The sequence below is a fragment of the Sphingomonas sp. QA11 genome, from assembly GCF_028473665.1.
GTDB classification, from domain to species: Bacteria; Pseudomonadota; Alphaproteobacteria; order Sphingomonadales; family Sphingomonadaceae; genus Sphingomonas; species Sphingomonas phytovorans.
The window spans coordinates 5,068,254-5,092,113 of sequence record NZ_CP098774.1; the positions used below are offsets into that span (position 1 = coordinate 5,068,254).

The 23,860-nt window shown below is 66.7% G+C and carries 23 protein-coding genes and 1 riboswitch; of the genes, 6 read left to right on the top strand and 17 right to left on the bottom strand.

Features of this window, described 5'->3' with window-relative positions; translation table 11 throughout:
• Positions 1 to 116: 116 nt before the first annotated feature.
• Positions 117 to 2,666: an ATP-dependent helicase HrpB gene (gene hrpB / locus NDN01_RS23480; protein ID WP_272628383.1), complete on the bottom strand. Its 2,550-nt coding sequence runs from the start codon at positions 2,664 to 2,666 to the stop codon at positions 117 to 119.
• Positions 2,663 to 3,016 (bottom strand): hypothetical protein, encoded by a 354-nt coding sequence (locus tag NDN01_RS23485; protein WP_272624585.1) that lies wholly within the window; start codon positions 3,014 to 3,016, stop codon positions 2,663 to 2,665. The genes hrpB and NDN01_RS23485 overlap by 4 nt, the downstream gene beginning before the upstream one ends.
• Before the next feature lie 115 nt (positions 3,017 to 3,131).
• On the opposite strand from NDN01_RS23485, the gene NDN01_RS23490 reads away from it, so the two are divergent.
• Positions 3,132 to 4,100 carry a cation diffusion facilitator family transporter gene (locus tag NDN01_RS23490; RefSeq protein ID WP_272624587.1) on the top strand — a complete coding sequence of 323 codons (969 nt, stop codon included), beginning with the start codon at positions 3,132 to 3,134 and terminating at the stop codon, positions 4,098 to 4,100.
• A gap of 472 nt (positions 4,101 to 4,572) precedes the next feature.
• Here the strand turns inward: NDN01_RS23490 and NDN01_RS23495 are convergent, their stop codons facing one another.
• Positions 4,573 to 5,586, bottom strand: coding sequence for a polyprenyl synthetase family protein (locus NDN01_RS23495; protein ID WP_272624589.1), 1,014 nt, complete (start codon positions 5,584 to 5,586; stop codon positions 4,573 to 4,575).
• Positions 5,587 to 5,713: 127 nt separating this feature from the next.
• On the opposite strand from NDN01_RS23495, the gene NDN01_RS23500 reads away from it, so the two are divergent.
• The 4 genes from NDN01_RS23500 to NDN01_RS23515 all read left to right on the top strand — a co-directional run bounded on the left by NDN01_RS23500 (position 5,714) and on the right by NDN01_RS23515 (position 11,596).
• A complete protein-coding gene (locus NDN01_RS23500) occupies positions 5,714 to 5,998 on the top strand; it encodes a chorismate mutase (RefSeq protein ID WP_272628385.1) in 285 nt (94 codons plus the stop codon).
• A gap of 270 nt (positions 5,999 to 6,268) precedes the next feature.
• Positions 6,269 to 8,329 carry a multicopper oxidase family protein gene (locus tag NDN01_RS23505; RefSeq protein WP_272624590.1) on the top strand — a complete coding sequence of 687 codons (2,061 nt, stop codon included), beginning with the start codon at positions 6,269 to 6,271 and terminating at the stop codon, positions 8,327 to 8,329.
• Between the two features lie 236 nt (positions 8,330 to 8,565).
• A riboswitch (cobalamin riboswitch) is annotated at positions 8,566 to 8,771 on the top strand.
• Positions 8,772 to 8,883: 112 nt separating this feature from the next.
• The gene (metE, locus tag NDN01_RS23510; RefSeq protein WP_272624592.1) at positions 8,884 to 11,211 is read left to right on the top strand and encodes a 5-methyltetrahydropteroyltriglutamate--homocysteine S-methyltransferase; all 2,328 of its coding nucleotides are present in this window, start codon (positions 8,884 to 8,886) and stop codon (positions 11,209 to 11,211) included.
• Positions 11,198 to 11,596, top strand: coding sequence for an acyl-CoA thioesterase (locus tag NDN01_RS23515; RefSeq protein ID WP_272624594.1), 399 nt, complete (start codon positions 11,198 to 11,200; stop codon positions 11,594 to 11,596). The genes metE and NDN01_RS23515 overlap by 14 nt, the downstream gene beginning before the upstream one ends.
• Before the next feature lie 143 nt (positions 11,597 to 11,739).
• On the opposite strand, the gene NDN01_RS23520 is transcribed toward NDN01_RS23515, so the two are convergent.
• The 9 genes from NDN01_RS23520 to NDN01_RS23560 all read right to left on the bottom strand — a co-directional run bounded on the left by NDN01_RS23520 (position 11,740) and on the right by NDN01_RS23560 (position 18,662).
• Positions 11,740 to 12,156 carry a DUF4279 domain-containing protein gene (locus tag NDN01_RS23520; protein WP_272624596.1) on the bottom strand — a complete coding sequence of 139 codons (417 nt, stop codon included), beginning with the start codon at positions 12,154 to 12,156 and terminating at the stop codon, positions 11,740 to 11,742.
• A 134-nt stretch (positions 12,157 to 12,290) separates the two neighbouring features.
• Positions 12,291 to 14,663, bottom strand: coding sequence for a polyribonucleotide nucleotidyltransferase (gene pnp / locus NDN01_RS23525; protein ID WP_272624597.1), 2,373 nt, complete (start codon positions 14,661 to 14,663; stop codon positions 12,291 to 12,293).
• 241 nt (positions 14,664 to 14,904) lie between these two features.
• Positions 14,905 to 15,174, bottom strand: a complete 270-nt coding sequence (gene rpsO / locus NDN01_RS23530) for a 30S ribosomal protein S15 (RefSeq protein ID WP_272624599.1) — start codon at positions 15,172 to 15,174, stop codon at positions 14,905 to 14,907.
• A 15-nt stretch (positions 15,175 to 15,189) separates the two neighbouring features.
• Positions 15,190 to 16,152, bottom strand: coding sequence for a tRNA pseudouridine(55) synthase TruB (gene truB, locus NDN01_RS23535; RefSeq protein WP_272624601.1), 963 nt, complete (start codon positions 16,150 to 16,152; stop codon positions 15,190 to 15,192).
• A gap of 3 nt (positions 16,153 to 16,155) precedes the next feature.
• Positions 16,156 to 16,845, bottom strand: coding sequence for a site-2 protease family protein (locus tag NDN01_RS23540; RefSeq protein ID WP_272624603.1), 690 nt, complete (start codon positions 16,843 to 16,845; stop codon positions 16,156 to 16,158).
• Between the two features lie 92 nt (positions 16,846 to 16,937).
• Complete coding sequence (locus tag NDN01_RS23545; protein ID WP_272624605.1) at positions 16,938 to 17,321, bottom strand: DUF6491 family protein; 384 nt, start codon at positions 17,319 to 17,321, stop codon at positions 16,938 to 16,940.
• Positions 17,322 to 17,377: 56 nt separating this feature from the next.
• The gene (locus NDN01_RS23550) at positions 17,378 to 17,956 is read right to left on the bottom strand and encodes a thymidine kinase (RefSeq protein WP_272624606.1); all 579 of its coding nucleotides are present in this window, start codon (positions 17,954 to 17,956) and stop codon (positions 17,378 to 17,380) included.
• The gene (locus tag NDN01_RS23555; RefSeq protein ID WP_443025165.1) at positions 17,956 to 18,306 is read right to left on the bottom strand and encodes a type II toxin-antitoxin system VapC family toxin; all 351 of its coding nucleotides are present in this window, start codon (positions 18,304 to 18,306) and stop codon (positions 17,956 to 17,958) included. Before NDN01_RS23555 ends, NDN01_RS23550 begins: the two co-directional genes overlap by 1 nt.
• Before the next feature lie 35 nt (positions 18,307 to 18,341).
• Positions 18,342 to 18,662, bottom strand: a complete 321-nt coding sequence (locus NDN01_RS23560; RefSeq protein ID WP_272624608.1) for an AbrB/MazE/SpoVT family DNA-binding domain-containing protein — start codon at positions 18,660 to 18,662, stop codon at positions 18,342 to 18,344.
• Between the two features lie 64 nt (positions 18,663 to 18,726).
• Between NDN01_RS23560 and NDN01_RS23565 the strand changes: the two genes are divergently transcribed.
• Positions 18,727 to 19,221, top strand: a complete 495-nt coding sequence (locus tag NDN01_RS23565) for a hypothetical protein (RefSeq protein ID WP_272624609.1) — start codon at positions 18,727 to 18,729, stop codon at positions 19,219 to 19,221.
• Here NDN01_RS23565 and rbfA read toward each other — a convergent pair whose 3' ends face one another.
• The 5 genes from rbfA to NDN01_RS23590 form a co-directional block, all read right to left on the bottom strand.
• The gene (gene rbfA, locus NDN01_RS23570; protein WP_272624610.1) at positions 19,222 to 19,623 is read right to left on the bottom strand and encodes a 30S ribosome-binding factor RbfA; all 402 of its coding nucleotides are present in this window, start codon (positions 19,621 to 19,623) and stop codon (positions 19,222 to 19,224) included. It abuts the gene before it with no gap.
• Positions 19,620 to 20,021: a hypothetical protein gene (locus NDN01_RS23575; RefSeq protein WP_272624611.1), complete on the bottom strand. Its 402-nt coding sequence runs from the start codon at positions 20,019 to 20,021 to the stop codon at positions 19,620 to 19,622. Before NDN01_RS23575 ends, rbfA begins: the two co-directional genes overlap by 4 nt.
• Position 20,022: 1 nt before the next feature.
• Entirely contained in the window at positions 20,023 to 22,767 is a 2,745-nt protein-coding gene (infB, locus tag NDN01_RS23580) for a translation initiation factor IF-2 (protein ID WP_272624612.1), read from the bottom strand.
• Positions 22,768 to 22,783: 16 nt separating this feature from the next.
• Positions 22,784 to 23,494: a DUF448 domain-containing protein gene (locus tag NDN01_RS23585; RefSeq protein ID WP_272624613.1), complete on the bottom strand. Its 711-nt coding sequence runs from the start codon at positions 23,492 to 23,494 to the stop codon at positions 22,784 to 22,786.
• 132 nt (positions 23,495 to 23,626) lie between these two features.
• Positions 23,627 to 23,854, bottom strand: a complete 228-nt coding sequence (locus NDN01_RS23590) for a tautomerase family protein (RefSeq protein ID WP_272624614.1) — start codon at positions 23,852 to 23,854, stop codon at positions 23,627 to 23,629.
• Positions 23,855 to 23,860: the final 6 nt, after the last annotated feature.

The window sequence follows — 23,860 nt, forward strand, 5'->3', positions numbered from 1 at the left end:
TTCGTGTCGAGTAGGCGTCGAGCCTGCCGAGACCCTGTATCGAGACACATTTGCCCCCCGATATGCGCGCTCGGCAAGCGCGATCGCTACTCGGGGCGGACGGAGAAAGGAAGGGGTCAGCGTGGTTGCGCGCGGCGCGCATCCGCATTTTTCGTCCGTGTGGTCGGCACAGCGGCGGCCGGATCGTCAGGCCAGGGGTGGCGGGGATATCGCCCGCGCATTTCCTTAGCGACCGCTACCCAGCTTCCCGCCCAGAATCCCGGAAGGTCGCGGGTCGTCTGGATCGGCCGTCCGGCGGGCGAGGTGAGACTCAGCACCAGCGGCACGCGCCCACCCGCGATGGCGGGATGGGTGGCGAGCCCGAACAATTGCTGGGGGCGGAGCTCGACGCGCGGGCCCCCTTCGGCGGCATAGTCGATCGGGTGGCTTGTCCCGGCGGGAGAATGGAAATGAGTCGGCGCCTGCGTGTCGAGCGTTCTGAGGGTGTCCCAGCCGATCACGGCGCGCAGCGATTCGGCCAGCGCGCCGGTGTCGAGCGCGTCGAGCCGCCGTTTGCCGGCGAGCAGCGGGGTGAGCCATTCGTCGGCACGGGCGAGCAGATGCGCTTCGTCGATCTCATCCACCGAACCGCCGGCCTCGTGGACGAAGGCGATTCGGTCGAGCAGCGCGCGGGCGGCGTCGCTCCAGGGCAGCAGGGAGAAACCGCCGGCCTGAACGCCTGCCAGCAGGGCGGCGGCGATCTCCTCCGGATTCGCGTTGGAGTCGGGCCCGCTCGACAGCCGGATAGCGCCGAGTCGCCGTTCGCGCAGCGCCTCTACCCCGCCGGTCGCCGGATCGAATTTGACGCTGCGTCGCGTCTCGATCCGGTCGCCGAAGAGGGATTCGACAGTGGCCAGATCGATCGGCGCGGCGGACAGGATACGCGCGCCGGAGGCCATACCCTGCGTTTCGGCGACCGCGAGCCATTCGTTCCGGGCGAGCGAAGAAGCGGGATCGAGCTTGAACCCGCGACCTCCGGCCGACGCCCAGCTCTCGCCGCTTGAGTCGCGCCGCTTGGCGATCCGGTCGGGGAAAGCGAGTGCGATGGCGATGGCCACCCCTTCTTGCCCTCTCCCCTCTGAGGAGAGGGCGGGCGAGCGAAGCGAAGTCGGGAGAGGGGCAGTGGGGCGCCGTTCGTCGGACACACTGCCCCTCTCCCCTGGGGGGAGAGGGCGAAGAAGGCTTGCCCATCTCTTTGCCAGCTTTCGCCCGCCTTCGGCCCTCGGCCCGCGCTCAGTCCGCCAGCGCCGCACCCGGCTCTCCAAGTCGACATCGTTCCCGCCAAGCCCGCGCTCGCCGAGCAGCACCGCCACCTCGGCCGCCGTCCCGGCCAGCCCGATCTCGCCCGCGCGCACCAGCATGTGCCCGAGCCGAGGCGGCAACGGCAGCCGCGCGATCGCCTTGCCGTGCGGGGTCGGTCGGCCGTCGGCATCGATCGCCTCCAGCACGCTCAGCCGATTGCGGGCCTCGTCGATCGCGGCGGCCGGCGGTGGATCGAGCCAGGCGAGTGCGCGCGGATCGGCCACGCCCCATAGGGCGCAGTCAAGCGTCAGCGCTGACAGATCGGCCTCCAATATCTCCGGCGGATCGAAGCGCGGCAGCCCGGCGGTCGCCGCTTCCTCCCACAGCCGGTACGCAACGCCCGGCATCTGCCGCGCGGCGCGGCCGGCGCGCTGGGTCACGGCGGCCTGGCTCGCCCGCTCGGTGACGAGCCGGGTCATCCCTGCCGCCCGGTCGTAGCGCGGCCGCCGCGCCAGCCCCGAATCGACCACCACCGAAATCCCGTCGAGCGTCAGGCTGGTCTCGGCGATCGAGGTGGCGAGCACGATCTTGCGCCGGCCCTGCGGATCGGGCGTGATCGCCGCGCGCTGGGCGCCGGGATCGAGGCTACCGTGCAGCCGGTGCAGGACGATGGTGTCGCCAAGGCCATCGATCCGTTCGGCGGTCCGCTCGATCTCGGCCACGCCGGGCAGGAAGGCGAGCACGCCCCCCGTTTCCTCGCGCAACGCAAGCCTGATCGCCCCCGCGACCGAATCCTCTATCCGCGCCTCCGCCGCGCGGCCGATATGGCGCAGGGTGAGCGGATGGCTCCGACCTTCGCTCTCGATCACCGGCGCACCGGCCATCAGGGTGGAGAAACGTGCGCCGTCCAGCGTTGCCGACATCGCCACGATGCGCAGGTCCGGGCGCAGTGCCCCTTGCGCATCGAGTGCCAGTGCTAGTCCGAAATCGCTGTCTAGGCTGCGCTCATGCACCTCGTCGAACAGCACCGCCGAGACGCCGGCCAGTTCGGGATCGGCCTGGATTCGGTTGACGAAGATACCCTCGGTCACGACCGTGACTCGAGTCTCGGCCGATCGCTTCGAATCCATCCGCGTGGCGTAGCCGAAGGTCCTGCCGACCGGCTCGCCCGCCAGCGCCGCCATTCGCTCGCCCGCCGCCCGCGCGGCGAGCCGCCGTGGCGACAGCAGCAGGATCTCGCCGTCGCACCAAGCCTCGCCTAGCAGGGCAGGCGCCACCGCCGTCGTCTTGCCCGCGCCCGGCGGCGCGACCAGCACGGCGTTCGACCCCGCCCGCAACGCGGCGAGCAGGTCCGGCAGCACGGCATGGATCGGGAGGGGAGTCAGCGGAATTCCTGCGTCACGACGATCTTGCCGATGATCGCCGCGTTGAAGGCGGGCAGGTCCTCGGCGGGGATCCAATATTCCAGATGCGCGCGACCGCCAGCTTCCTGAACGGCATGGCCGTCGAGATAGTCCTTCCGCACCTCGAAGCGGGTGACGTAGCCCGAGCCGCTCGCTTTCACGTTCCAGTCGCGTGCGATCTTCACGGCATAATCCTCGGTCAGCACCGGATAGAAGATCGGCTGCTCGGGCAGGCGCGGCGGAAAGGCCCGGAAGCCCGCCTGCTCGATCAGCGCAAGTTCCGTCGGCCCGACAGGGCGCCAAAGAGTGATGGTCTCGATCTCGGCTGTCATTTGGCGATTCTAGGCGGATCCATAAGGTAATGGCCACAAGGCGAGGGTGTTCGCCCATGTCCTAGCATATCCCGGGCAAGCGATGGTACGCCTGCGCCAGCTAACGGAGAATCGCGTGGCCGGACATACTCATCATCACGGCCATTCGCATGGTCATGGGCATTCCCACGGTCACGGCCATTCCCATGCGCCGGCGTCAGGGCATGACCGCGCCTTCGCGATCGGGATCGCGCTCAACCTGGGTTTTGTCGCCGCCGAGGCGGGGTTCGGCTTCATCGCGCATTCGGTCGCGCTGCTGGCGGATGCCGGGCACAATCTGTCCGACGTGCTTGGGCTGGCGGTGGCCTGGGGCGCCGTCGCGCTTGGCCGGCGTGCGGCGTCGAAGCGCTTCACTTATGGCCTGAAGGGGACGACAATCCTCGCGGCGCTCACCAATGCGCTGCTGCTGCTCGTCGCGCTCGGCGCGATCGTGCTGGCGGCGGCGCAGCGCATGGCCGTGCCGGCGCCGGTGGAGGGCGAAACCGTCTCGATCGTCGCCGCGATCGGCATCGTCGTGAACGTCGCCACCGCCCTGCTGTTCCTGCGCGGGCGGGACAAGGACATCAACATCCGCGGCGCCTTTCTCCACATGGTCGCCGACGCGGCGGTCTCGGCGGGCGTGGTGGTCGCCGGGCTCGCGATCCTGTGGACTGGCGAATATTGGATCGACCCGATCGTCAGCATCGCCATCGCCGCACTGATCTTCTGGCAGACCTGGGGCCTGCTGCGCGAATCGGTCGAGATGTCGCTCGGCGCGGTGCCGCGCCAGATCGATTACGACAAGGTGCGCATGGCGCTGCGCACATTGCCCGGCGTCGCGCGTGTCCACCATGTCCATATCTGGCCGATGAGCACGACCGAGACGGTGCTGACCGCGCATCTGGTGATGCCCGAGGGGCATCCCGGCGACGATTTCCTGGGCGAAGCGCAGACGATGCTGAAACAGCGTTTCGATATCGGCCATGCCACGCTTCAGGTGGAGATCATCGGCAGCGAAGGCGATCAGCTACCCTGCGCCCCGGCGTTGGAAACGCACCAGCACTAGGGCGAATCGACATCAGACCAGTCCGTCGGCGGCGCAATATGGTTCGCGCTCAGGCGCTGAGGGCGCTGAGAAGGTCCGGCCAGCGGCTCGGGCGGGTTGCAACGACGAACATTTTCACAAGCAGGCGGCTTACCGGCGCAGGATGATCAAGTCCGGCAATGAACTCCGCGTTCTCTGCGCCCTCTACGCGAACCCGCCTCTGCAACGGTGCCAACGAGGTGAACGTCGATCCGACCTGGCTGGTGATCCACCTCCCCGGTTCGCCCGGCGGGAGCGGGAGGCACCCAGGCGGGCCGCTCGCGGGTAGGTTCGAAGAAATGCACGCGAAGGCGCGAAGGCGCAAAGATGTCTTGTCCGACGCTGATCGTGTGACAGTAATCTCTGGGAACTAAGCTTCGCGTCTTCGCGTGAATTCATGTGCGGCTGTCACGGCGCCGGGGATTTCGAGGACGGGCACACCCGTCCGCCGATTTCAGTAAGCCCGCGCCACCGCGAACTCGACCGCCTCGACCATCGAGTCCTTGGCCTGGCTCGGCGCGAAGCCGCCGATCGCGTCGATCGCGCGCTGGCCGTAATGCCGCGCCCGGGCCAGCGTGTCGTCCACCGCCCGGGTCGAACGGATCAGCGAGATGGCGTGGGCGAAATCCTCGTCGCTTGAGCGATGGCCCTCGATCGCGGCTTTCCAGAAGACCCGGTCTTCAGCGCTGCCGCGCGCATGCGCGAGGATGACGGGGAGCGTCGCCTTGCCCTCGCGGAAATCGTCGCCCGCGTCCTTGCCCATCGTGCCCGCGTCCGAGACATAGTCGATCGCGTCGTCGACCAGCTGGAAGGCGATGCCGAGATTGCGGCCATAGGCGTCGAGCGCCATTTCCTCGGCCTCGGGGCGTTCGGCGACGACGGCGGCGATGCGGCAGGCGGCGGCGAACAGCGCGGCCGTCTTCGCGCCGATGATGTCGAGATAGCGTTCCTCGCCGATATCGATCCGGCGCGCGGCGGTAAGCTGGTTGACCTCGCCCTCGGCGATGATCGCGCTGGCGCCCGACAGGATCTTGAGCACCTTCAGGCTGCCGTCCTCGACCATCAGCTCGAACGAGCGGCTGAACAGGAAATCGCCGACCAGCACGCTCGCCGGGTTGCCCCAGATGAGGTTGGCGGTGCGCTTGCCCCGGCGCAGGTCCGACCCGTCGACAACATCGTCATGGAGCAGGGTGGCGGTATGGATGAACTCGACCGCGGCGGCCAGCCGATGGTGCCGCGCGCCGGTATAACCGAGCAGCCGCGCGCTCGCGAGCGTCAGCATCGGGCGCATCCGCTTGCCGCCACCGGCGATGAGATGGCCGGCGAGTTCCGGGATCAGCGGGATATCGGACTGCATCCGCGACAGGATCACCGCGTTGACGAGATTGAGGTCCCCGGCGACCAGTTGCACCATTGGTTCGAGCGACGGCTGGCGCTGGGTGTCGAGGCGATGGATCGTTGCGCTCATGTCCCGTGCGATGTGGCCGCACGCTTCGCTAAAGGCAAGCCTTAGCGCGCCTGAAACGCTGCCTTTCGGGGTTGCGCGTGGCGCGCCGCATCCGCAAAAGGCGCAGCGAACTGGTGGGGACGGCAAGGTGACCGACGAAACGCTCAGCGGCTATCGCCAGAGCATCGACAATATCGACGCGGCGCTCGTTTTCCTGCTGGCCGAGCGCTTCAAGGTGACCCAGGCGGTCGGCCGCTACAAGGCGACGGCCGGGCTGCCCCCGGCCGATCCCGGCCGCGAGGATGCGCAGATCGTGCGGCTGCGCGGGCTGGCCAAACAGGCCGATCTCGATCCGGATTTTTCCGAGAAATTCCTGCGCTTCATCATCGACGAGGTGATCCGCCACCATGAGCGAGTCCGCGACGGGGAATAGCGGACGGTTTCCGGCACGCGGTTTTCGCGACTGATCCGGCGTCGGGGCGCAATGGCCAGCGGTCGGTGAGACCGTTATCGTCCGGGCAGGCGAGGACTCCAATGCTCGATCGCAGCATCGCCACCTTGTCCGATCGCCAGGCCGGGAAGATCGCGGCGGGATCGCCGGCCGAATATTGAACCGAATCGGCATCGTCCTTTCTCGACGGATTCGCCCAGGACGCGCACAATCGAACCGATAGCGGGGTGCAGTTCAAAAAGGGGTGGAATCATGACAGGTTTCCGGACGATCGGGCGCGTTCGCGCCTGTCTATTCGCCACGATCAGCCTCACGGCCTTCGTCGCCGCACCGCTCGCGGCGCAGACGGCGGAGCGCGCGCTGGGCAATCCGCGCGTGCTGGCGCCCGAGACGCCGGGCCTGCCCGCCGCGGAGAAGCTGGTGATGGCGGCGGTGCCGACGCCCGGCGCGGCGCCGCACGAAAGCATCCTCGATCTCGACGTGGTCTATACCGACGGCCAGATCTTCAATCCGGCGACCGGGGTCTATGACAAGGTCAATCTGCGCAGCTACAACGGCACCGATGTCGATCCGACCACGCCCTATGTGTCGCCGACGATCGAGGTTAAGCCGGGCGACACGATACGGGTCAATCTCAACAACAAGCTGCCGGGCGATCCGAGCTGCGCGCCGATGACCGGCCATGCGGCGATGGATCACAACCCGGACAAGCCGCATTGCTTCAACGGCACCAATCTCCACACCCATGGCCTGTGGGTGAATCCGTCGGGCAATGGCGACAATGTGCTGCTGTCGATCAACCCCGGCGTCAGCTTCCAGTATGAATATAACATCCCGGGCGATCATCCGTCAGGCACCTTCTGGTACCATACCCATCGCCACGGTTCGACCGCGCTCCAGGTATCGAGCGGCATGGCCGGCGCGCTGATCGTGCGCGGCAACCGCCTGCCGAGCACGGCGGCGCATGGCGACATCGATACGCTGGTGAAGGACATGACGGAGCGCGTGCTGGTGATGCAGCAGATCCAATATGCCTGCCGCGAGCCCGGCAAGGACGGCAAGCCTGGACCGATCAAGGTCAACAAGGACGGCACTTACCGGTGCGATCCCGGCGATGTCGGCAAGATCGACGATTACGACCTGTTCGCGCCGGGCCAATGGGGCAAGTCGGGTCGCTACACCACGCTGAACGGCGTGGTCCTGCCGACCTTCCACACGAAGCAGGGCGATGTCGAGCGCTGGCGGATGATCCATGCCGGGGTGCGCGACACGATCAGCATGACGCTGGTGAAGATGAAACCCAACGCCCGGATCGGCGCGAAGCTGACCGAGGCGGCCGAAGAGAAATTCATCAGGCAGAGCTGCACCGGCGAGGCGATCCCCTACAACCTGATCGCGGCGGACGGGCTCACCATGGGCGCGGCGCAGGCGACCAGGGTCGCGACCTTCCAGCCAGGCTATCGCTTCGACGCGCTCGTCGTTTTCCCCGAGGCAGGCCGCTATTGCCTGATCGACACGTCCTCGCCGGGGGCAGGATCAGTCAATGGCGATACGCCCGGCCCGCGGCTGATGGGAACGGTGACGGTCGACCCCGGCACGTCGGTGCCCGATATCACGACCTATCTGACCAACGCGCTGGTCGCGCGCGCGGACCAGGCGATGCCGCCCGTGGTGAAGCCGGCGATCATCGCCGATCTCAAGAACGGGCTGAAATTCACCCAGTTCACGCCGCATCCCGATATCGCGCCGAGCGAGGTGACGGGCACGCAGGAACTGACCTTCTTCATCGACACCACCACCGACGACACCAAGTTCGAGGTCGGCAACACGCTGAAGACCGCCGATACGCGGCCATATGATCCGAACCGGATCGATCGCCAGCTCATCCTGGGCGGGGTCGACGAATGGACCATGCAGTCGCACTATGTCGGCCATCCGTTCCACATCCACGTCAATCCGTTCCAGATCGTCTCGATCACCGATCCGAGCGGCAAGGATGTCAGCGCGCCGGGGGCGATCGACAATGCGGATGGCACGGTCGACCCGCAATATGCCGGGCTGAAGGGCGTGTGGAAGGACACGCTGTGGATCAAGAGCCTCGCGCCGAAGGTGCCGGGCGCCTATTACACGGTGAAGGTGCGGACCCGATACCAGCGCTATATCGGCGAGTTCGTGCTCCACTGCCACATCCTCGACCATGAGGATAACGGCATGATGCAGAATGTCGCGGTGGTGCTGGCGCAGGGCGACACCAGCCTAAGGGCGGCCGAGGGTGCCAAGCCGATGGCCATGGACGACATGAAGCATCCCTGAGCTTCGGGCCGTCATGCCGGGCTTGTTCCGGCATCCGCCCCGTGGCTGGGCGCGGGTGACAAAAGTCCGGCTGGATTCGGCATATTTGTCGGGGTTCCACGAAGGGAAACCGTCGGAATCCGCATGCTTCCTGTTGGAGACTTTTGTCATGCCTGTCCGGGGGTGTTTTCCGGCAGGCATGATATAAAGACATAAAGAATTCTTTATATGAGTCTTGACGAAACACGTGTGATGGCTATCCTTGGTCATGTCGAGGTTCTTCGTCCGGGATTCTCCGGTCGGAGCTAAGACGGGAAGCCGGTGTGATTCCGGCGCTGCCCCCGCAACTGTGAGCGGTGAGCGGCGATCCATTTCGTGTCACTGGTCCAGGCAAGGGACCGGGAAGGCGGGATCGTCGCATCGACCCGCGAGCCAGGAGACCTGCCTCGTCAGATAACGTCCTCCGGCGGGGTGCCCGGTCAGGCCGCGTGCAACACCGCGCCCGGGCTTGCCAGAGGGGCGTCGGCCCGTTGCCGTGCGTCCGGCCATCACCTTGCCCAACGCAAGGCAAGACGATGACCATTTCCGTGGCTACCCTCGGTTTCCCCCGCATCGGCCCGCGCCGCGAGCTGAAGTTCGCCCTTGAAAGCTTCTGGTCCGGCAAGTCGGACGCCGATGCGCTGTCGCTCGCGGCTCAGGGCCTGCGCGCCGCCGCCTGGGCGCGGCAAAAGGCGCTTGGCGCCGATATCATCCCAAGCGGCGACTTCTCGCTCTACGATCATGTGCTGGACACTTCGGCGATGCTCGGCGCGGTGCCGGCGCGCTATGGCTGGGACGGCGGCAAGGTCCGCCTCGACACTTATTTCGCGATGGCGCGCGGCGCTCAGGGGGGCCGCGGCGCTCAGGACGCGAAGGGCCATGAGGGCTGCGCGCACGGGTTGGACAGCACCGCGCAGGAAATGACCAAATGGTTCGACACCAACTATCATTACATGGTGCCTGAACTGGTCGCGGGGCAGGAATTCGCCCTGTCGTCGGGCAAGGCGGTCGATGAATTCCTCGAGGCGAAGGCGCTCGGCTATCACACGCGGCCGGTGCTGCTCGGCCCGGTGACCTGGCTGACGCTGGCCAAGGGCAAGGATGTCGCTCCGCTGTCGCTGCTCGATTCGGTTCTGCCGGTTTACGAGGAAGTGCTGGCACAACTCGCCCGGGCGGGCGCCGACTGGGTGCAGATCGACGAGCCCTGCCTGGTGCTCGATCTCGACGACGACCAGCGCGAGGCGCTGAAGCTGGCGTACCGGCGGCTGTCGGTGAATGGGCCGAAGGTGATGCTGGCGACCTATTTCGGCGCGCTCGGCGACAATGTCGAACTGGCGACCGACCTGCCGGTGCATGGCCTGCACATCGACCTGGTCCGTGCGCCGGAGCAGCTTGACGCGGTGTGGCGGCGCGCCCGGCCTGACCTGCTGCTATCGCTCGGCGTGATCGATGGCCGCAATGTCTGGCGGGCCGATCTCGATGCGCTGATCGATCGCATCGCGCCGGTCGCGGCGGAACGCGACCTGGTCCTCGCGCCGTCCTGCTCGCTGCTGCATGTTCCGGTCGATCTCGCGATCGAGGCGGCGCTCGATCCGGAGGTCGGGCAATGGCTTGCCTTCGCGGTGCAGAAGATCGGCGAACTGGCGGTGCTGGCCCAGGCGCTGGATCAGGGCGCCGGCTCGGTCGCCGAACCGCTGGCGGCGGCGCGCGCGGCGGTGGCAGCGCGCAGGACCTCGCCGCTGATCCACAATCCCGCTGTCGCGGCGCGGCTGGCGGCGGTCGATGCCGGCATGACTCACCGTGCCTCGCCCTTCGCCGATCGCCGCGCGGCGCAACAGGCGCGGCTCGGCCTGCCGAGCTTTCCGACCACGACGATCGGCTCCTTCCCGCAGACGCCCGAGGTACGCAAGGCGCGCGCGGCCCACATCAAGGGCGAGATCGACGACCTGGCCTATGAACAGTTCCTGCGCGTCGAGACCGCCGCGACGGTTGAGTGGCAGGAGAAGATCGGCCTCGACGTGCTGGTTCATGGCGAGTTCGAGCGCAACGACATGGTGCAATATTTCGGCGAGCAGCTCTCCGGTTTCGCCTTCACCCGCAGCGCCTGGGTGCAGAGCTATGGCTCGCGCTGCGTTCGGCCGCCGATCCTCTATGGCGATGTCGCACGGCCGAAACCGATGACGGTGGATTGGTGGCGCTATGCCCAGTCGCTGACGGGCAGGCCGATGAAGGGCATGCTGACCGGCCCGGTCACGATCCTGAACTGGTCGTTCGTGCGCGACGACCAACCCCGGAGCGCGAGCTGCCGCGAGATCGCGCTGGCGATCCGCGACGAGGTGATCGACCTCGAGGCGGCCGGTGCCGCGGTGATCCAGATCGACGAGGCGGCTCTTCGCGAGGGCCTGCCGCTGCGCCGCGCCGACTGGCAGGCCTATCTCGACTGGGCGGTCGACTGCTTCAGGCTCACGTCATCGGGCGTGCGCGACGACACCCAGATCCACACCCATATGTGCTATTCGGAATTCAACGACATCCTGCCCTCGATCGGCGCGATGGACGCCGACGTCATCTCGATCGAGACCGCCCGGTCGCAGATGGAATTGCTCGATGCCTTTGCCGATTATGCCTATCCCAACGAGATCGGGCCGGGCGTGTACGACATCCATGCGCCGCGCATTCCGGCGGAGGCGGAGATGACCGAGCTGTTGACGCTCGCGGGCAAGCGCCTGCCGGCGGAACAGCTCTGGGTGAACCCCGATTGCGGGCTTAAGACGCGCAAATGGGAAGAGGTGCGGCCGGCGCTGATCGCGATGGTCGCCGCGGCGCAGCGCATGCGCGTGCGGGGCGCCTATGACGCAGCCTGAGGCGATGCCTGACGAGCAGCCCGCCGTCCGTGTGACGGCGGTGCCGGCCGACGCCAATGTCTATGGCGATATCTTCGGCGGCTGGCTGATGAGCCAGATGGACCTCGCCGCCTCCTCGGTCGCCTCGCGTCACGCGGGCGGCCGGGCGGTGACGATCGCGGTGGAGGGCATGGCCTTCCACCGCCCGGTCTTTGTCGGCGACGAGGTGTCGGTGTTCGCCCGGCTGATCAAGGTCGGGCGCACCTCGATGCGGGTCAAGGTCGAGGCCTGGGCACGCGACCGGCATTCGGAGGAAGCGAACAAGGTGACCGAGGCTGAGTTCGCGTTCGTCGCGGTCGGGCAGGACCGGCGGCCGAGGCCGGTGCGGGGGTTGGAGTCGGTCTGATCTTCTCTTCCCCGGCGAAGGCCGGGGCCCAGTCGGGAAGGTGGTGGTAACGAAGCGCGGGGCTCACCATTTTCGTCCCCCAACTGGGCCCCGGCCTTCATAAGCGTCGGCCGAGATCGTCGTGCTCATTGCCTGACAGCGGCTCAGTCGGGCAGTCCTGAGTCATAGATATCAAACTCAAGCGACAGCCCGCGAGCGCCTAAGTCCAGCATCGATTTTGCGGACAGGCTCAGGCCTTCATTGCTCTCTTTCATGAAAAGGCCGCAGAAAACGTCCGCCTTGAACCGCGTGACCAAATCTTCCCATACGGCCAAGTCATCGCTCAATCCTTCGAGAATTTGGGCAATGTGACTATCGAAGTCCCTCGGCTGACGGTCGTTGGTTTTCAGACGCCATGACCCGGTGCGTGCAACTTTTTCTGCCCCCAATTCCGTAACCCAAGTTCCTCCCTTCCTCATTCCGACAGAAGGAGGACGACCAAGGCATGCAGTGATTTCGTCGGGATCGAGTTCATCACCGAAAAACCTGAGGCACATTGTCGTTTCGTATATGGCAGCCATGCCTATGCTATACCGGTCAGCGTGTCGGTGATCTACCTCAAGTCTGTCCGGCCTTCGCCGGGGAAGCGGAGGCCAACGAAAAAGGGGCCCGGTTTCCCGGGCCCCTCTTCTTTGTCCCTGAGGACGCGGATCGCTTAGTCGCGATCGCCGGTCAGGAAGGCAGGCGCGAACTCGGGCGCGGGGCCGTCGTCCTTGTTGCCCGAACGCTCGCCGCGAGGCGCGCGATCACCGCCGCCATCGCGACGGGGGCCACGGCCGCCGTCACCGTCGCGGCGCGGACCGCGGTCGCCACGACCGCCGCCATCGCCACGCGGGCCACGGCCGCCATCACCATCACGGCGCGGGCCGCGCGGACCACGATCGCCACGGTCACCGCCTTCGCGGGGCTCGCGGGCGGGACGGGTGTCCTCCAGCTCGGCACCGGTCTCCTGGTCGACGACGCGCATCGACAGGCGAACCTTGCCGCGCGGATCGATCTCGAGGACCTTGACCTTGACTTCCTGGCCTTCGCTCAGGACGTCAGCCACCTTCTCGACGCGCTCGTTCTTGATCTCGGAGACGTGGACGAGGCCGTCCTTGCCGCCCATGAAGTTCACGAACGCACCGAAATCGACCAGGTTGACGACCTTGCCGTCATAGATCTTGCCGACTTCAGCTTCCTCGACCAGGCCCTTGATCCACTTGATCGCCGCCTCGATCTGCGCCGCGTCGGAGGAGCTGACCTTGATCACGCCCTCGTCGTCGATGTCGACCTTGGCGCCGGTGGTGGCGACGATCTCGCGGATCACCTTGCCGCCGGTGCCGATGACTTCACGGATCTTCGACTTGTCGATCGTGATCGTCTCGATGCGCGGTGCGTGCGCCGAGAGCTCCTCACGGGTGTGGTCGAGCGCCCTGGCCATCTCGCCCAGGATGTGCGCCCGGCCTTCCTTGGCCTGGTTCAGCGCGACGCGCATGATCTCTTCGGTGATGCCGGCGATCTTGATGTCCATCTGCATCGTCGTGATGCCCTCGGACGTGCCAGCCACCTTGAAATCCATGTCGCCGAGGTGATCCTCGTCGCCCAGGATGTCGGACAGGACGGCGAAGTCCTTGCCCTCGAGGATCAGGCCCATCGCGATGCCGGATACCGGGCGCTTCAGCGGCACGCCGGCGTCCATCATCGACAGCGAGCCGCCGCACACCGTCGCCATCGACGAGGAGCCGTTCGACTCGGTGATGTCGGAGAGGACGCGGATCGTGTACGGGAATTCCTCCTTCGACGGCAGCACCGGGTGCAGCGCGCGCCAGGCGAGCTTGCCATGGCCGACTTCGCGACGGCCCGGCGCACCGAAGCGGCCGACTTCGCCGACCGAATAGGGCGGGAAGTTATAGTGAAGCATGAAATGCTCGTAGGACAGGCCGGTCAGGCCGTCGATCATCTGCTCCGCGTCGCGCGTGCCGAGCGTGGTGGTGCAGATCGACTGGGTCTCGCCGCGCGTGAACAGCGCCGAGCCGTGCGTGCGTGGCAGGAAGTGGACCATCGCCTCGATCGGACGGATCTGGGTGGTGGTGCGGCCGTCGATGCGCTTGCCGTCCTTGAGGATGGCGCCGCGAACGATCTCGGCCTCGAGCTTCTTCATCAGCTTGCCGGCGGCCATCTGGTCCTGCGGGGTCGCTTCGGCGAATGCCGTCTTGCCCTTGGCGCGCGCCGCGTTCAGCAGGTCCGAACGCTTCGACTTGTCAGTCACCTTGTAGGCGGCGGCGATATCCTTGCCGATCAGCTTCTTCAGCTTGTCCTTGGCGGCCGACAGGTCGGCCTGCTCGGCCATTTCCCAAGGCTCCTTGGCGGCCTGCTCGGCGAGATCGATGATCGCGCCGACGGCCTCGCGGCATGCCTTGTGGGCAAACTGCACCGCGCCGAGCATCACGTCTTCCGACAGTTCCCTGGCTTCGGATTCGACCATCATCACGGCACCGCCGGTGGCGGCGACGACGAGATCGAGATCGCCTTCCTTGGTCTGCTCGAGCGTCGGGTTCAGGATATACTCGCCATCGACATAACCGACGCGCGCTGCGCCGATCGGGCCCATGAAGGGCACGCCGGAGATGGTGAGGGCGGCGGAGGCGGCGACCATCGCGAGGATGTCCGGCTCGTTCTCGCCGTCATAGCTCAGCACCTGGGCGATGACGTTGATCTCGTTGTAGAAGCCTTCCGGGAACAGCGGGCGGATCGGGCGGTCGATCAGGCGGCTGGTCAGCGTCTCCTTTTCGGTGGCGCCGCGCTCACGCTTGAAGAAGCCGCCGGGGATGCGGCCCGAAGCCGAGAATTTTTCCTGGTAGTGGACGGTGAGCGGGAAGAAATCCTGCCCTTCCTTGACGGAGCGTGCGGCGGTGACCGCGCACAACACCACGGTTTCGCCAAGCGTCGCAATGACGGCGCCATTGGCCTGGCGGGCAACGCGGCCCGTTTCCAGCGTGAGGGTCTTGCCGCCCCACTGGATGCTTACGGTTTTCGTATCGAACATTTTATTTCCTTCAACTCCGGCCGCCAGATGCGGGCCGGGGCCTATGTGCGGGCTAGGCCGGCCCGCGCGGTTTGGAGCGAGTTGTCGCTCCGGAGACGATCCGCCGAATTGCTTCTCGTCCTTGTATCCCCGTGACCGGGGTCCAGTCTCGATCGAGCTGGCGGCCCCGCTTGCGCGGGGTTATTTTGCTGGTTCCGGCTTGCGCCGGAATATGAAAACGGCGCCCGAGGGCGCCGGTTTCTTACTTGCGAAGACCGAGCTTCGCGATGAGATCGGTATAACGCTGGCCGTCCTTGTGACGGAGATAGTCGAGCAGCGACCGGCGCTTGTTGACCATCATCAGCAGCCCGCGGCGCGAATGATTGTCCTTCTTGTGGCCCTTGAAGTGCTCGGTCAGGTTGCGGATGCGCTCGGTGAGGATCGCGACCTGGACTTCGGGGGAACCCGTATCGCCTTCGGCGCGGGCATGATCCTTGACGAGCGCTTCCTTGCGCTCCTGAGTGATCGACATCGGCTTCCTTTCGAATCAGAGGTTGAAACCGCGAACGACACGGACCTCGCGGTCCTGAACTTCCACCAAGGCGACCGGAACATCGTCCGATATCGCGAAGTGGAGGCCATCGTCTGCGGCGATCCCGATCAACACCCGCCCCTGTCGGAGCAGCCCTGCCTGATCGGGAGTGAGGGATAGAGCCGGGATGTCGTCCAGCCCCGCCCTCAGGGGCAGGAGTTTCTCTTCAAGGGCGCGCCCATGGCCGAGTTCGTCCAGTTTGTCCAGCGATATCGCGTCCGCCAGGGCGAACGGGCCGGCCTTCACCCGGCGCAGCATGGTGACATGGCCGACGGTCCCAAGCGCCAGCGCAATGTCGCGCGCGAGGCTGCGGATATAGGTGCCCTTCGAGACATGGGCGGTGAGGGTGATCTCTTCAACTACGCCGTCATGCCGGACTTGTTCCGGCATCCATTCATCCACGAGCGCTGGCGCTTGGGGCGTGATGGACCCCGGAACAAGTCCGGGGTGACGTTGGGAAAGGGCGTGAATCGTTACCGAACGGCTCGCCAGCACCACCTCTTCGCCAGCGCGCGCCAGATCATAAGCGCGCTGTCCGTCGACCTTGAGCGCCGAATAGGCAGGCGGGACCTGCTCGATCGGGCCGGTGAAGCGCGGCAGCACCGCTTCGATATCGGCAAGGGTCGGCCGCACATCCGACCGCGCGATCTCCACGCCCTCCAGGTCGAGCGTATCCGTCTGCACCCCGAAGCTGATGGTGAAATCATACACCTTGTCGCTGTCGAGCATGCGCCCGGCGAGCTTGGTCGCCTCGCCGATCGCGATCGGGAGCACGCCGGTGGCGAGCGGGTCGAGCGTGCCGCCATGCCCCACCTTGAGCTTGCCGTACCCGCCCGTCCGGAGCGCGCGCTTGACCGCCGAGACGCCCTGGGTGGAGCCGAGACCGAGCGGCTTGTCGAGGATGATCCAGCCGTGCATCGTTCAGGTCGCGAGGCCGGCCGAGCCGAGCAGCAGGTCGATCAGCGCGTTGGCGGGCGGGCCGATCACACGCGCCACCACATTCGCGTTCGGCGCGATCATCGGCAGGACCACCAGCAGGAAGAGCAGCAGCAGGAAGCCATAGCGGCCGATCCGCGCATAGCGCGCGGCGAGCGGGCGCGGCAGCAGACCCTGCACGACATGGCCGCCGTCGAACGGCGGGATCGGCAGCAGGTTGAAGATCGCCAGGAAGATGTTGATCATCACGAAGTTGATCAGATTGTCGAACAGGAAGGCGGTCGCGCCCGTCGGCGTGCCACCCGTCCAGAAGGCGACGAAGACGGCGAGGGTGATCGTGCCGAGAAGGGCGAGCGCGAGGTTCATCGCCGGGCCGGCCAGCGCGACGAGCATCATGTGCACCCGTGGATTGCGCAGCCGGCTGGCGACGACGGGCACCGGCTTCGCCCAGCCGAACACCGGAAGATGGGCGATGGCGAGCGACAGCGGCAACAGGATGGTGCCGACCGGATCGACATGGGTGACCGGATTGACCGACAGGCGCCCGAGCCGCTTCGCGGTCGGATCGCCGAAAGCGTAGGCGACCCAGCCATGCGCGATCTCATGCAGCACGATGGCGATGGTCAGCGGGATGATCCACACTGCGGCCGAATAAACGATGGAGGCGATGTTCATCGTCCGCATCTAGCGATGGGGCCGCGGCTTCGCCAGCGCGGGGGCGGCGTTTCTCCGGAAATTCGCTCTCTCGCGAATTTTCAAACGGACTCTCAGCGCTTCGGTTTCTTCGCCCTTTTCGGCGGCGGTCCGCTCGTCACCAGCTGGTCGATCTGGCATTCCTGCCCGTCGACCAGCAGCGATCCGAAGCGGTCGAGCGACTCCGTCCCGCGCGTCTTCACGCCGATGCGGTTGGCGAAGGTCAGGCCGATACAGGGACCCAGGATGGTCGCATGATACCATTTGCGGCTATTGTCCTGCAGATAGACGGCCCGGTCGCCATCGGCCTGGAAGTCGTAGATCCCGCCGAGCCGAACGAACGGGATCGTGGCTGGCTTGCCGGGTGTCGCCGTGGGGGCGGCAGGAAGCGTCTGGGCGGTCGCAGCAGCGGCGTAAAACGCGGCCAGGGGCAAAACGAGCAGGATAGGGTTGCGCATCGCGGCGTTCCTCGACTCGGCCGCCCGAAACGGCCGGGCGGACAACCGCTCCGATACTACAGCCCGGCTGTACGCTCCATGAAGTGCCGCCGGCACATCGCGACATAGCGGTCGTTGCCGCCGATCTCGGTCTGGGCGCCCTCGCGGATCGGATTGCCCTGAGCGTCCACCCGCATGTTCATCGTCGCCTTCCGCCCGCAGGCGCAGACCGATTTGATCTCGATCAGCGAATCAGCGATCGCCAGCAGCCGCGCCGATCCCTCGAACAACTGGCCCTGGAAATCGGTGCGCAGGCCATAAGCGAGCACCGGCACGTTGTGGAAATCGGCAAGCGAAGCAAGCTGGTCGACCTGTGCCGCGGTCAGGAACTGCGCTTCATCGACCAGCACGCACGCCGGCGGCTCCTCGCCGTCGCGCACCACGATCGCGGCGAGATCGGTATCGCGCTCGAACGCGACGGCATCGGCGCCAAGCCCGATCCGCGAGGTGACGGTCCCCGCGGCGAAGCGGTCGTCGATCGCCGCGGTGAACAACAGGGTTCGCATGCCGCGCTCGCGATAGTTGAAGTCGGCCTGGAGCAGCGTGGTCGATTTCCCCGCATTCATCGAGGCATAGTAGAAATAGAGCTTGGCCATCAGGCGAGTGTCTCGATTGATATGGGGGAGGACGCGCCCGTCTTCGTCGCGATGCCGTGATCGAAGGTGGTGAAGCGTGTGGCGCCGGCGGCAGAGGCGATATGCATCATGTCGGCAAAATCCGCGCCCGCTTCCAGCCGGTCGATCGCCCAGACGGCGTGGTCCGGAACGCTGATCGCATGCGGCAGGTCGATTACCATGCGCAGGCCCTGCACCAGCATCGCGCGGGTCCAGCCATAGCGCGAACGAAGCACCCATGCCGTTTCGACCAGCACCGTCGCGGTGACGATGAAATCCTCGTCGACGATCGACTCCGCGACGCGTGCCTGCCCGGCATGGTCGCCGGTCATCAGCCTCAGCAGAATATTGGTGTCGACGGCGCGAATCAGGAATCGCCCTGATTCATATCGACGTTCCCGGCCGCGAACATGGCATCGACCGCCGTGTTCATTTCCGCGATCGTCACGGGCGGGCCTTCATGCTGATAGAGCGCCCGGATCTCGGCCACGATCTGCCCGGTCGTCCTGCCGCTCTTTCGCGCCAGAGGACGTAACAGGATGCCGCCATCCGTCCTGACCACGTCGAAGGCCTGGCCCGGTTTGTAACCGAGAGCATCGCGGACATCTTTCGGGATGACGACCTGGCCCTTCGCCGAGAGAGATGTCCGTGCGGGCATCGCGGTAAGATGCGTCTTACCGGGACTCATGTCAATCGATGTGGAACGGCTGCATGCCTCCTGGTAAACGGGCGATCGCAACGAAAGGCGGCCTATGCGCGGCGGTATCTGGGTTCTCAACATCTTCGCTGCCATCTGGTTCATGGTGGGCGCGGTCGGTTCCGGGTTGCCATTGCCGGTGCTGGCTGTCGCGGCGGTCATTTCGGGGGCGCTGATCGGCTGGGGCCTTCGCACGACCGGCGCCGAACCATCGCGCAACCCGAATGTCGGCCGGCTGGTCGGTATCTGGAGCGCGGTCGAAGGCGTGGCGATCTTCGTCGCGGCCAATGTCTGCATGAATATCGGGGCACAGGATGCGGTCGCGCCAGTGATCGCGATCGTCGTCGGGCTGCATTTCCTGCCGCTCGCGCGCGGTATCCCGTTGCCGCTCTACTATGCGACCGGCGCTGCGCTGGTCGTGCTCGGCCTCGCCGCGTTGCTGTTGCCGGGGGCGGAGCGCGTGGGCGTCACCGGTCTCGGCGCCGCGGCGATCCTGTGGGCCAGCTGTGTCCTGTTGATCCGGCAGGCACAGGCGTGGCGCGCTGGCTGATCAGCCCTCGTCGTCCTGCTCCAGGTCGCGCGCGACATGCGGATCGCGCAGCAGCCTGTCGATATGGCTGCCCTCGTCGAAGCTCTCGTCGGCGATGAACTTCAGCTTGGCGGCGTAGCGCGTGTTCACCCGCGCGGCGACCTCCCGCTGAAGATAGGCGGTGTTGGTGCGCAGCGCCTTCAGCACCGCTTCCTCGTCCTTGCCGAGCAGCGGCTTGATGAAGACGGTGGCGTGGCGCAGGTCCGGGGACATGCGCACCTCGGTAACGGTGACGACATGCTTCGCCAGCGTCTCGTCATGCACGTCGCCGCGCGCGAGAATCTCGGCGAGCGTGTGGCGCACCTGCTCGCCGACGCGGAGGATGCGAACTGAGCGGGTCTCGGGGGTTTCTGCGGGTCTCATCGGTTCACCATACATTCGGGGGGGAGCGTCAGCCCGACCATGTTGAAGTCGCGATAGGTGATCGTGACCGGCTCGCCACCCCAGAGCGGTTTCCATTCAGTCTCGCGCTTCGTCGGCACCGCGGAAAGATGGCTGATCGTCAGCGCGCGCGGGCCGGTCCAGCGCAATATGACGCAATCGCGCATATGGCTTCGATACACTGCCGAACGGGTGAAGAGCCAGCCCGACTGAAGAAAGACATAGGTGTCCTTCCTGTCGAGCACCGGCGCATCATATTCGGCGGTCGCGATATACTGGCCGTCGCGCGATGCCGCCCGCTGCCACTCGATCGTCGGTTCGCCGCAGCCGGCCAGCACCAGGCCAAGGCCCAGTGCCGCGCCGGTCCGCAACCGAATCATCCTACAGCGTCCGTTCGCGCAACTCGACTTCATAGGTTTCGAGGAAGTCGCCCGGCTTGATGTCGGTGTGGCTGGCGAAGGTCACGCCGCACTCGAGCCCGGCGCGAACCTCGGCCACATCGTCCTTGAAGCGCCGCAGCGACGCGATTTCGCCATTGTAGATGATGACGTCGTCGCGCGTGATGCGGGCCTTCAATGCCTTGCGGATATAGCCATCGACCACCAGCAGGCCGGCGGCGCGGCCATGCTTGCCGGCCGAGAAGACCTCGCGGATTTCGGCACGGCCGACGACCGTCTCGAACGCCTCGGGGCCAAGCTCGCCCGCCATGCCGGCGCGGATCTCGTCGATCAGGTCGTAGATCACGTCATAATATTTGAGCGCGACCTTCTGCCGCTCGGCGATCTCGCGTGCCTTGGCGTTGGCGCGGACGTTGAAGCCGATGATCGGCGCGCCCGACGCGCCCGCCAGGGTGACGTCGCTCTCGGTGATGCCGCCGACGCCCGAATGCAGCACGCGGGCCTTGATGTCGTCGGTCGAGATCTTGTTGATCGAATTGACGATCGCCTCGACCGAGCCCTGCGTATCGGCCTTGACGACGAGCGGATATTCGATCGCCTGCTTGTCCTTGAGCGCCGAGAACATGCTCTCGAGGCTGGCCGGAGCCGATGTGGTGCGCTTGCTGGTGATCACGCTCTGGCGATATTCAGCGACCTCGCGGGCACGAGCCTCGTTCTCGACCACCGACAGCGGATCGCCCGCGCGCGGTACGCCCGACAGGCCAAGCACCTCGACCGGCATCGACGGACCGGCTTCCTTGATCTGCTGGCCCTTGTCGTTGGTCATCGCGCGGACCTTGCCGCTCTCGGCACCGACGACGAACACGTCGCCGACCTTCAGGGTGCCGCGATTGACCAGGATCGTCGCCACGGGGCCACGCCCCTTGTCGAGCTTCGCCTCGATCACGGTGCCTTCCGCGGCGCGATCCGGGTTGGCGCGGAGCTCGAGCAGTTCGGCCTGGAGCTGGATCTTCTCGATCAGTTCGTCGAGCCCGGTCTTCTTGAGCGCGGATACCTCGACGTCCTGGACGTCGCCCGACATCTCCTCGACGACGACTTCATACTGAAGCAGCGCCTCGCGGACCTTTTGCGGATTGGCCTCGGGCTTGTCGACCTTGTTGATCGCCACGATCATCGGCACGCCGGCCGCCTTGGTGTGGCTGATCGCCTCGATCGTCTGGGGCTTCAGGCCGTCATCGGCCGCCACGACCAGCACCACGATATCCGTGACGTTGGCGCCGCGCGCGCGCATTTCGGTGAAGGCCTCATGGCCGGGCGTGTCGAGGAAGGTGATCTTCGACTTGTCCTTCAGCGTGACCTGATAGGCGCCGATATGCTGGGTGATGCCGCCAGCCTCGCCCTTAACCACGTCGGTGCCGCGAAGGGCATCGAGCAGCGAGGTCTTGCCGTGGTCGACATGGCCCATGATCGTCACGACCGGCGGGCGCGGCTGCAGCGTCTCCTCGGCATCGGCATCGGTCTCGATCGCGAGATCGATGTCCGAATCGCTGACGCGGGTGATGTTGTGGCCGAACTCGGTCACCAGCAGCTCGGCGGTGTCCTGGTCGATCGTCGCGTTGATCGTGACGGGCATGCCCATCTTGAACAGCGCCTTGACCAGGTCGGCGCCCTTTTCCGCCATGCGGTTGGCGAGTTCCTGGACGGTGATCGCCTCGGGCACGACGACGTCGCGGATCTGCTTGGCCTGCGCCTCGCGCGGGCCGCCCATCCGGCGATGCTCCTTCTCGCGGGCGCGCTTCAGCGCCGCGAGGCTGCGGGCACGGGCACCGTCACCCTCGCCCAGGGCGCGGTTGACGGTCAGCTTGCCGGCGGTGCGGCGGTCGTCGCCCTTGCGGTCGCGCTGCTGCGGACGGTTGGGGCTGTCGTTGACGGGCGCGCCCGGGCCGGGGCGCTTGGGTGCGGCCGAGCCCGACGGCGCCGGAGCCGGTGTGGCGGCTGCTGCCGGAGCGGGCGGCGGGGGCGGCGGACGCGGGCGCTCGGGGCGGGCGACCGGTGTGAAGAGGCGCGGCGCCGGCATGCGCGGATCAAGCGTCACGCTGATCGGTGTTGGCGGCGGCGGCGGCGGCGGTGCCGGCGGCGCAACCGGCGTCGGGGCGGGGGCTGCGACCGGCGCGGGTGCCGCCGTGGCGACGGGTGCCGGTTCGGCACTGACAGGTGCCGGAGCAGATACCGGAGCCGCTGCGGGGGCGGGCTCCGGGGCCGGCACGGGATCGGGGGCGGCGGCCGAATCCGGGGCGTCGCCGGCACGGCGATTCTCCTCGGCCCGGCGGCGCTCTTCCTCGACTGCCTCAAGGCGCTCGCGCTCTTCGCGGCGGCGCGTTTCCTCGAGCGCGTTCATGCGCGATTCGTCGGCCTCGCGCAGCAGCTTGGCCTGAAGCTCCTGGCGCGACAGCAGGGAATTGGCGGGCGAGACGGGCGCGGGGCGCGGCGGCTCAGGCGCGCGCACCGGGGCAGCGGCGGCGGGCTCGGGGACCTGCACTTCTTCGACCGCGGGGGCCTCGGCCTCACCGGGGCGGCCCAGGATGCGCTTGCGCTTCACTTCCACGACCACCGTGTTCGAGCGGCCATGGCTGAAGCTCTGCTTCACCTTGCCGGTCTCGACCGTGCGCTTCACCGACAGCGGTGCGCGCATGCCCAGTTTCGGCTTTTCGTTGTCGATATCGCTCACTCAAATTCCTCGTAGGTCAATCTTCGGCCGTATCGGGCGTGCCACTGCCCGTCGGTTCGGTTTCAAACGGCGTTGCGCCCTGCGATATCGTTTCGCAAGGCGCTGTACTTGGGTCAGGGCCGATAAAATGCAGCCAGCGATGGAGCGCTTCGCCCACCCGCTTCGCCGCATCGGGATCAGTCAGGCCTATGTGTACCACATTCTGGCGGCCTAGTGCCACGGCCAATATGGTGCGCGATACCGGCAGCGCCAAGCCCCTCAGGCCGCTGCCTTCCTCGTCGTTGCCGACGCGCCAGGCCTGGTCGAGCTTGCGGTTGCCGTCCTCGCCCGCATCGGCGGCGTGAAGCAGCAGGCGCAGCTTGCCGGAACGGGCGGCGGTCTCGATCCGGTCCGAACCGATCAGCAGCCCGCCTGAACGGGATTCGAGGCCGAGCCGGTCGAGCGCGGCGCGTTCCAGCGCCGCTTCGACCAGCGCGGGCAGGTCGTCCGGAATCAGCACCGGCCCGGTCTTGAACGCACGGGCGAGCGCGCCCTTGAGCCTGCCCTTGGCCATCGCGGTTTCCAGCTCGGCACGCGTCACGCCGACCCACGCGCCGCGGCCGGGGGCCTTGGCGCGGACATCGGGCAGGACATGGCCGTCGGGCGACAGCGCGAGGCGCACAAGCGCCTGACGCGGCGCGCGCTCGCCGAGCAGGATGCAGCGGCGGATCGGGTCTGCGGCGGTCATTGGGCGAGCTCTTTCGCCACAATCGCCATGCCGGGCTTGTTCCGGGGTGACGGAACGAGTCGAGCATGCGCGCGCGTCCCTGACCCGAAACCGGGTCCAGGACGACGAAGCGATGTCTGAAGCCCTAGCGCCTCATTGTGAGGGAACCGCATGTGCGTCCTCCCTCTTCGGTGCGTCGCGGTCAGCGATCAGCTGCCCGCCCGCGCCGTAATTCTCCGTGGCGACTTCCTCGATCACGATCTGCACCGCAGCCGGGTTCTTGCCGAGGCGCTCGACCAGCGAACGGGTCACGTCGGCGACGATCCCCGCCTTCTGGTCGTGCGTCGCGATGCCCGCGATCCGGATGCTGACGAATGGCATCTGAGC

What these genes read in the sequence shown, in the direction of transcription:
- NDN01_RS23485 (WP_272624585.1), bottom strand. Translation starts at nt 3,016, where the DNA reads ATGACAGCCGAGATCGAGACCATCACTCTTTGGCGCCCTGTCGGGCCG.
- NDN01_RS23495 (WP_272624589.1), bottom strand. Translation starts at nt 5,586, where the DNA reads ATGAGCGCAACGATCCATCGCCTCGACACCCAGCGCCAGCCGTCGCTC.
- NDN01_RS23505 (WP_272624590.1), top strand. Translation starts at nt 6,269, where the DNA reads ATGACAGGTTTCCGGACGATCGGGCGCGTTCGCGCCTGTCTATTCGCC.
- metE (WP_272624592.1), top strand. Translation starts at nt 8,884, where the DNA reads ATGACCATTTCCGTGGCTACCCTCGGTTTCCCCCGCATCGGCCCGCGC.
- NDN01_RS23515 (WP_272624594.1), top strand. Translation starts at nt 11,198, where the DNA reads ATGACGCAGCCTGAGGCGATGCCTGACGAGCAGCCCGCCGTCCGTGTG.
- NDN01_RS23520 (WP_272624596.1), bottom strand. Translation starts at nt 12,156, where the DNA reads ATGGCTGCCATATACGAAACGACAATGTGCCTCAGGTTTTTCGGTGAT.
- pnp (WP_272624597.1), bottom strand. Translation starts at nt 14,663, where the DNA reads ATGTTCGATACGAAAACCGTAAGCATCCAGTGGGGCGGCAAGACCCTC.
- rpsO (WP_272624599.1), bottom strand. Translation starts at nt 15,174, where the DNA reads ATGTCGATCACTCAGGAGCGCAAGGAAGCGCTCGTCAAGGATCATGCC.
- truB (WP_272624601.1), bottom strand. Translation starts at nt 16,152, where the DNA reads ATGCACGGCTGGATCATCCTCGACAAGCCGCTCGGTCTCGGCTCCACC.
- NDN01_RS23540 (WP_272624603.1), bottom strand. Translation starts at nt 16,845, where the DNA reads ATGAACATCGCCTCCATCGTTTATTCGGCCGCAGTGTGGATCATCCCG.
- NDN01_RS23545 (WP_272624605.1), bottom strand. Translation starts at nt 17,321, where the DNA reads ATGCGCAACCCTATCCTGCTCGTTTTGCCCCTGGCCGCGTTTTACGCC.
- NDN01_RS23550 (WP_272624606.1), bottom strand. Translation starts at nt 17,956, where the DNA reads ATGGCCAAGCTCTATTTCTACTATGCCTCGATGAATGCGGGGAAATCG.
- NDN01_RS23555 (WP_443025165.1), bottom strand. Translation starts at nt 18,306, where the DNA reads ATGACCGGCGACCATGCCGGGCAGGCACGCGTCGCGGAGTCGATCGTC.
- NDN01_RS23560 (WP_272624608.1), bottom strand. Translation starts at nt 18,662, where the DNA reads ATGAGTCCCGGTAAGACGCATCTTACCGCGATGCCCGCACGGACATCT.
- NDN01_RS23565 (WP_272624609.1), top strand. Translation starts at nt 18,727, where the DNA reads ATGCGCGGCGGTATCTGGGTTCTCAACATCTTCGCTGCCATCTGGTTC.
- rbfA (WP_272624610.1), bottom strand. Translation starts at nt 19,623, where the DNA reads ATGAGACCCGCAGAAACCCCCGAGACCCGCTCAGTTCGCATCCTCCGC.
- NDN01_RS23575 (WP_272624611.1), bottom strand. Translation starts at nt 20,021, where the DNA reads ATGATTCGGTTGCGGACCGGCGCGGCACTGGGCCTTGGCCTGGTGCTG.
- NDN01_RS23585 (WP_272624613.1), bottom strand. Translation starts at nt 23,494, where the DNA reads ATGACCGCCGCAGACCCGATCCGCCGCTGCATCCTGCTCGGCGAGCGC.
- NDN01_RS23590 (WP_272624614.1), bottom strand. Translation starts at nt 23,854, where the DNA reads ATGCCATTCGTCAGCATCCGGATCGCGGGCATCGCGACGCACGACCAG.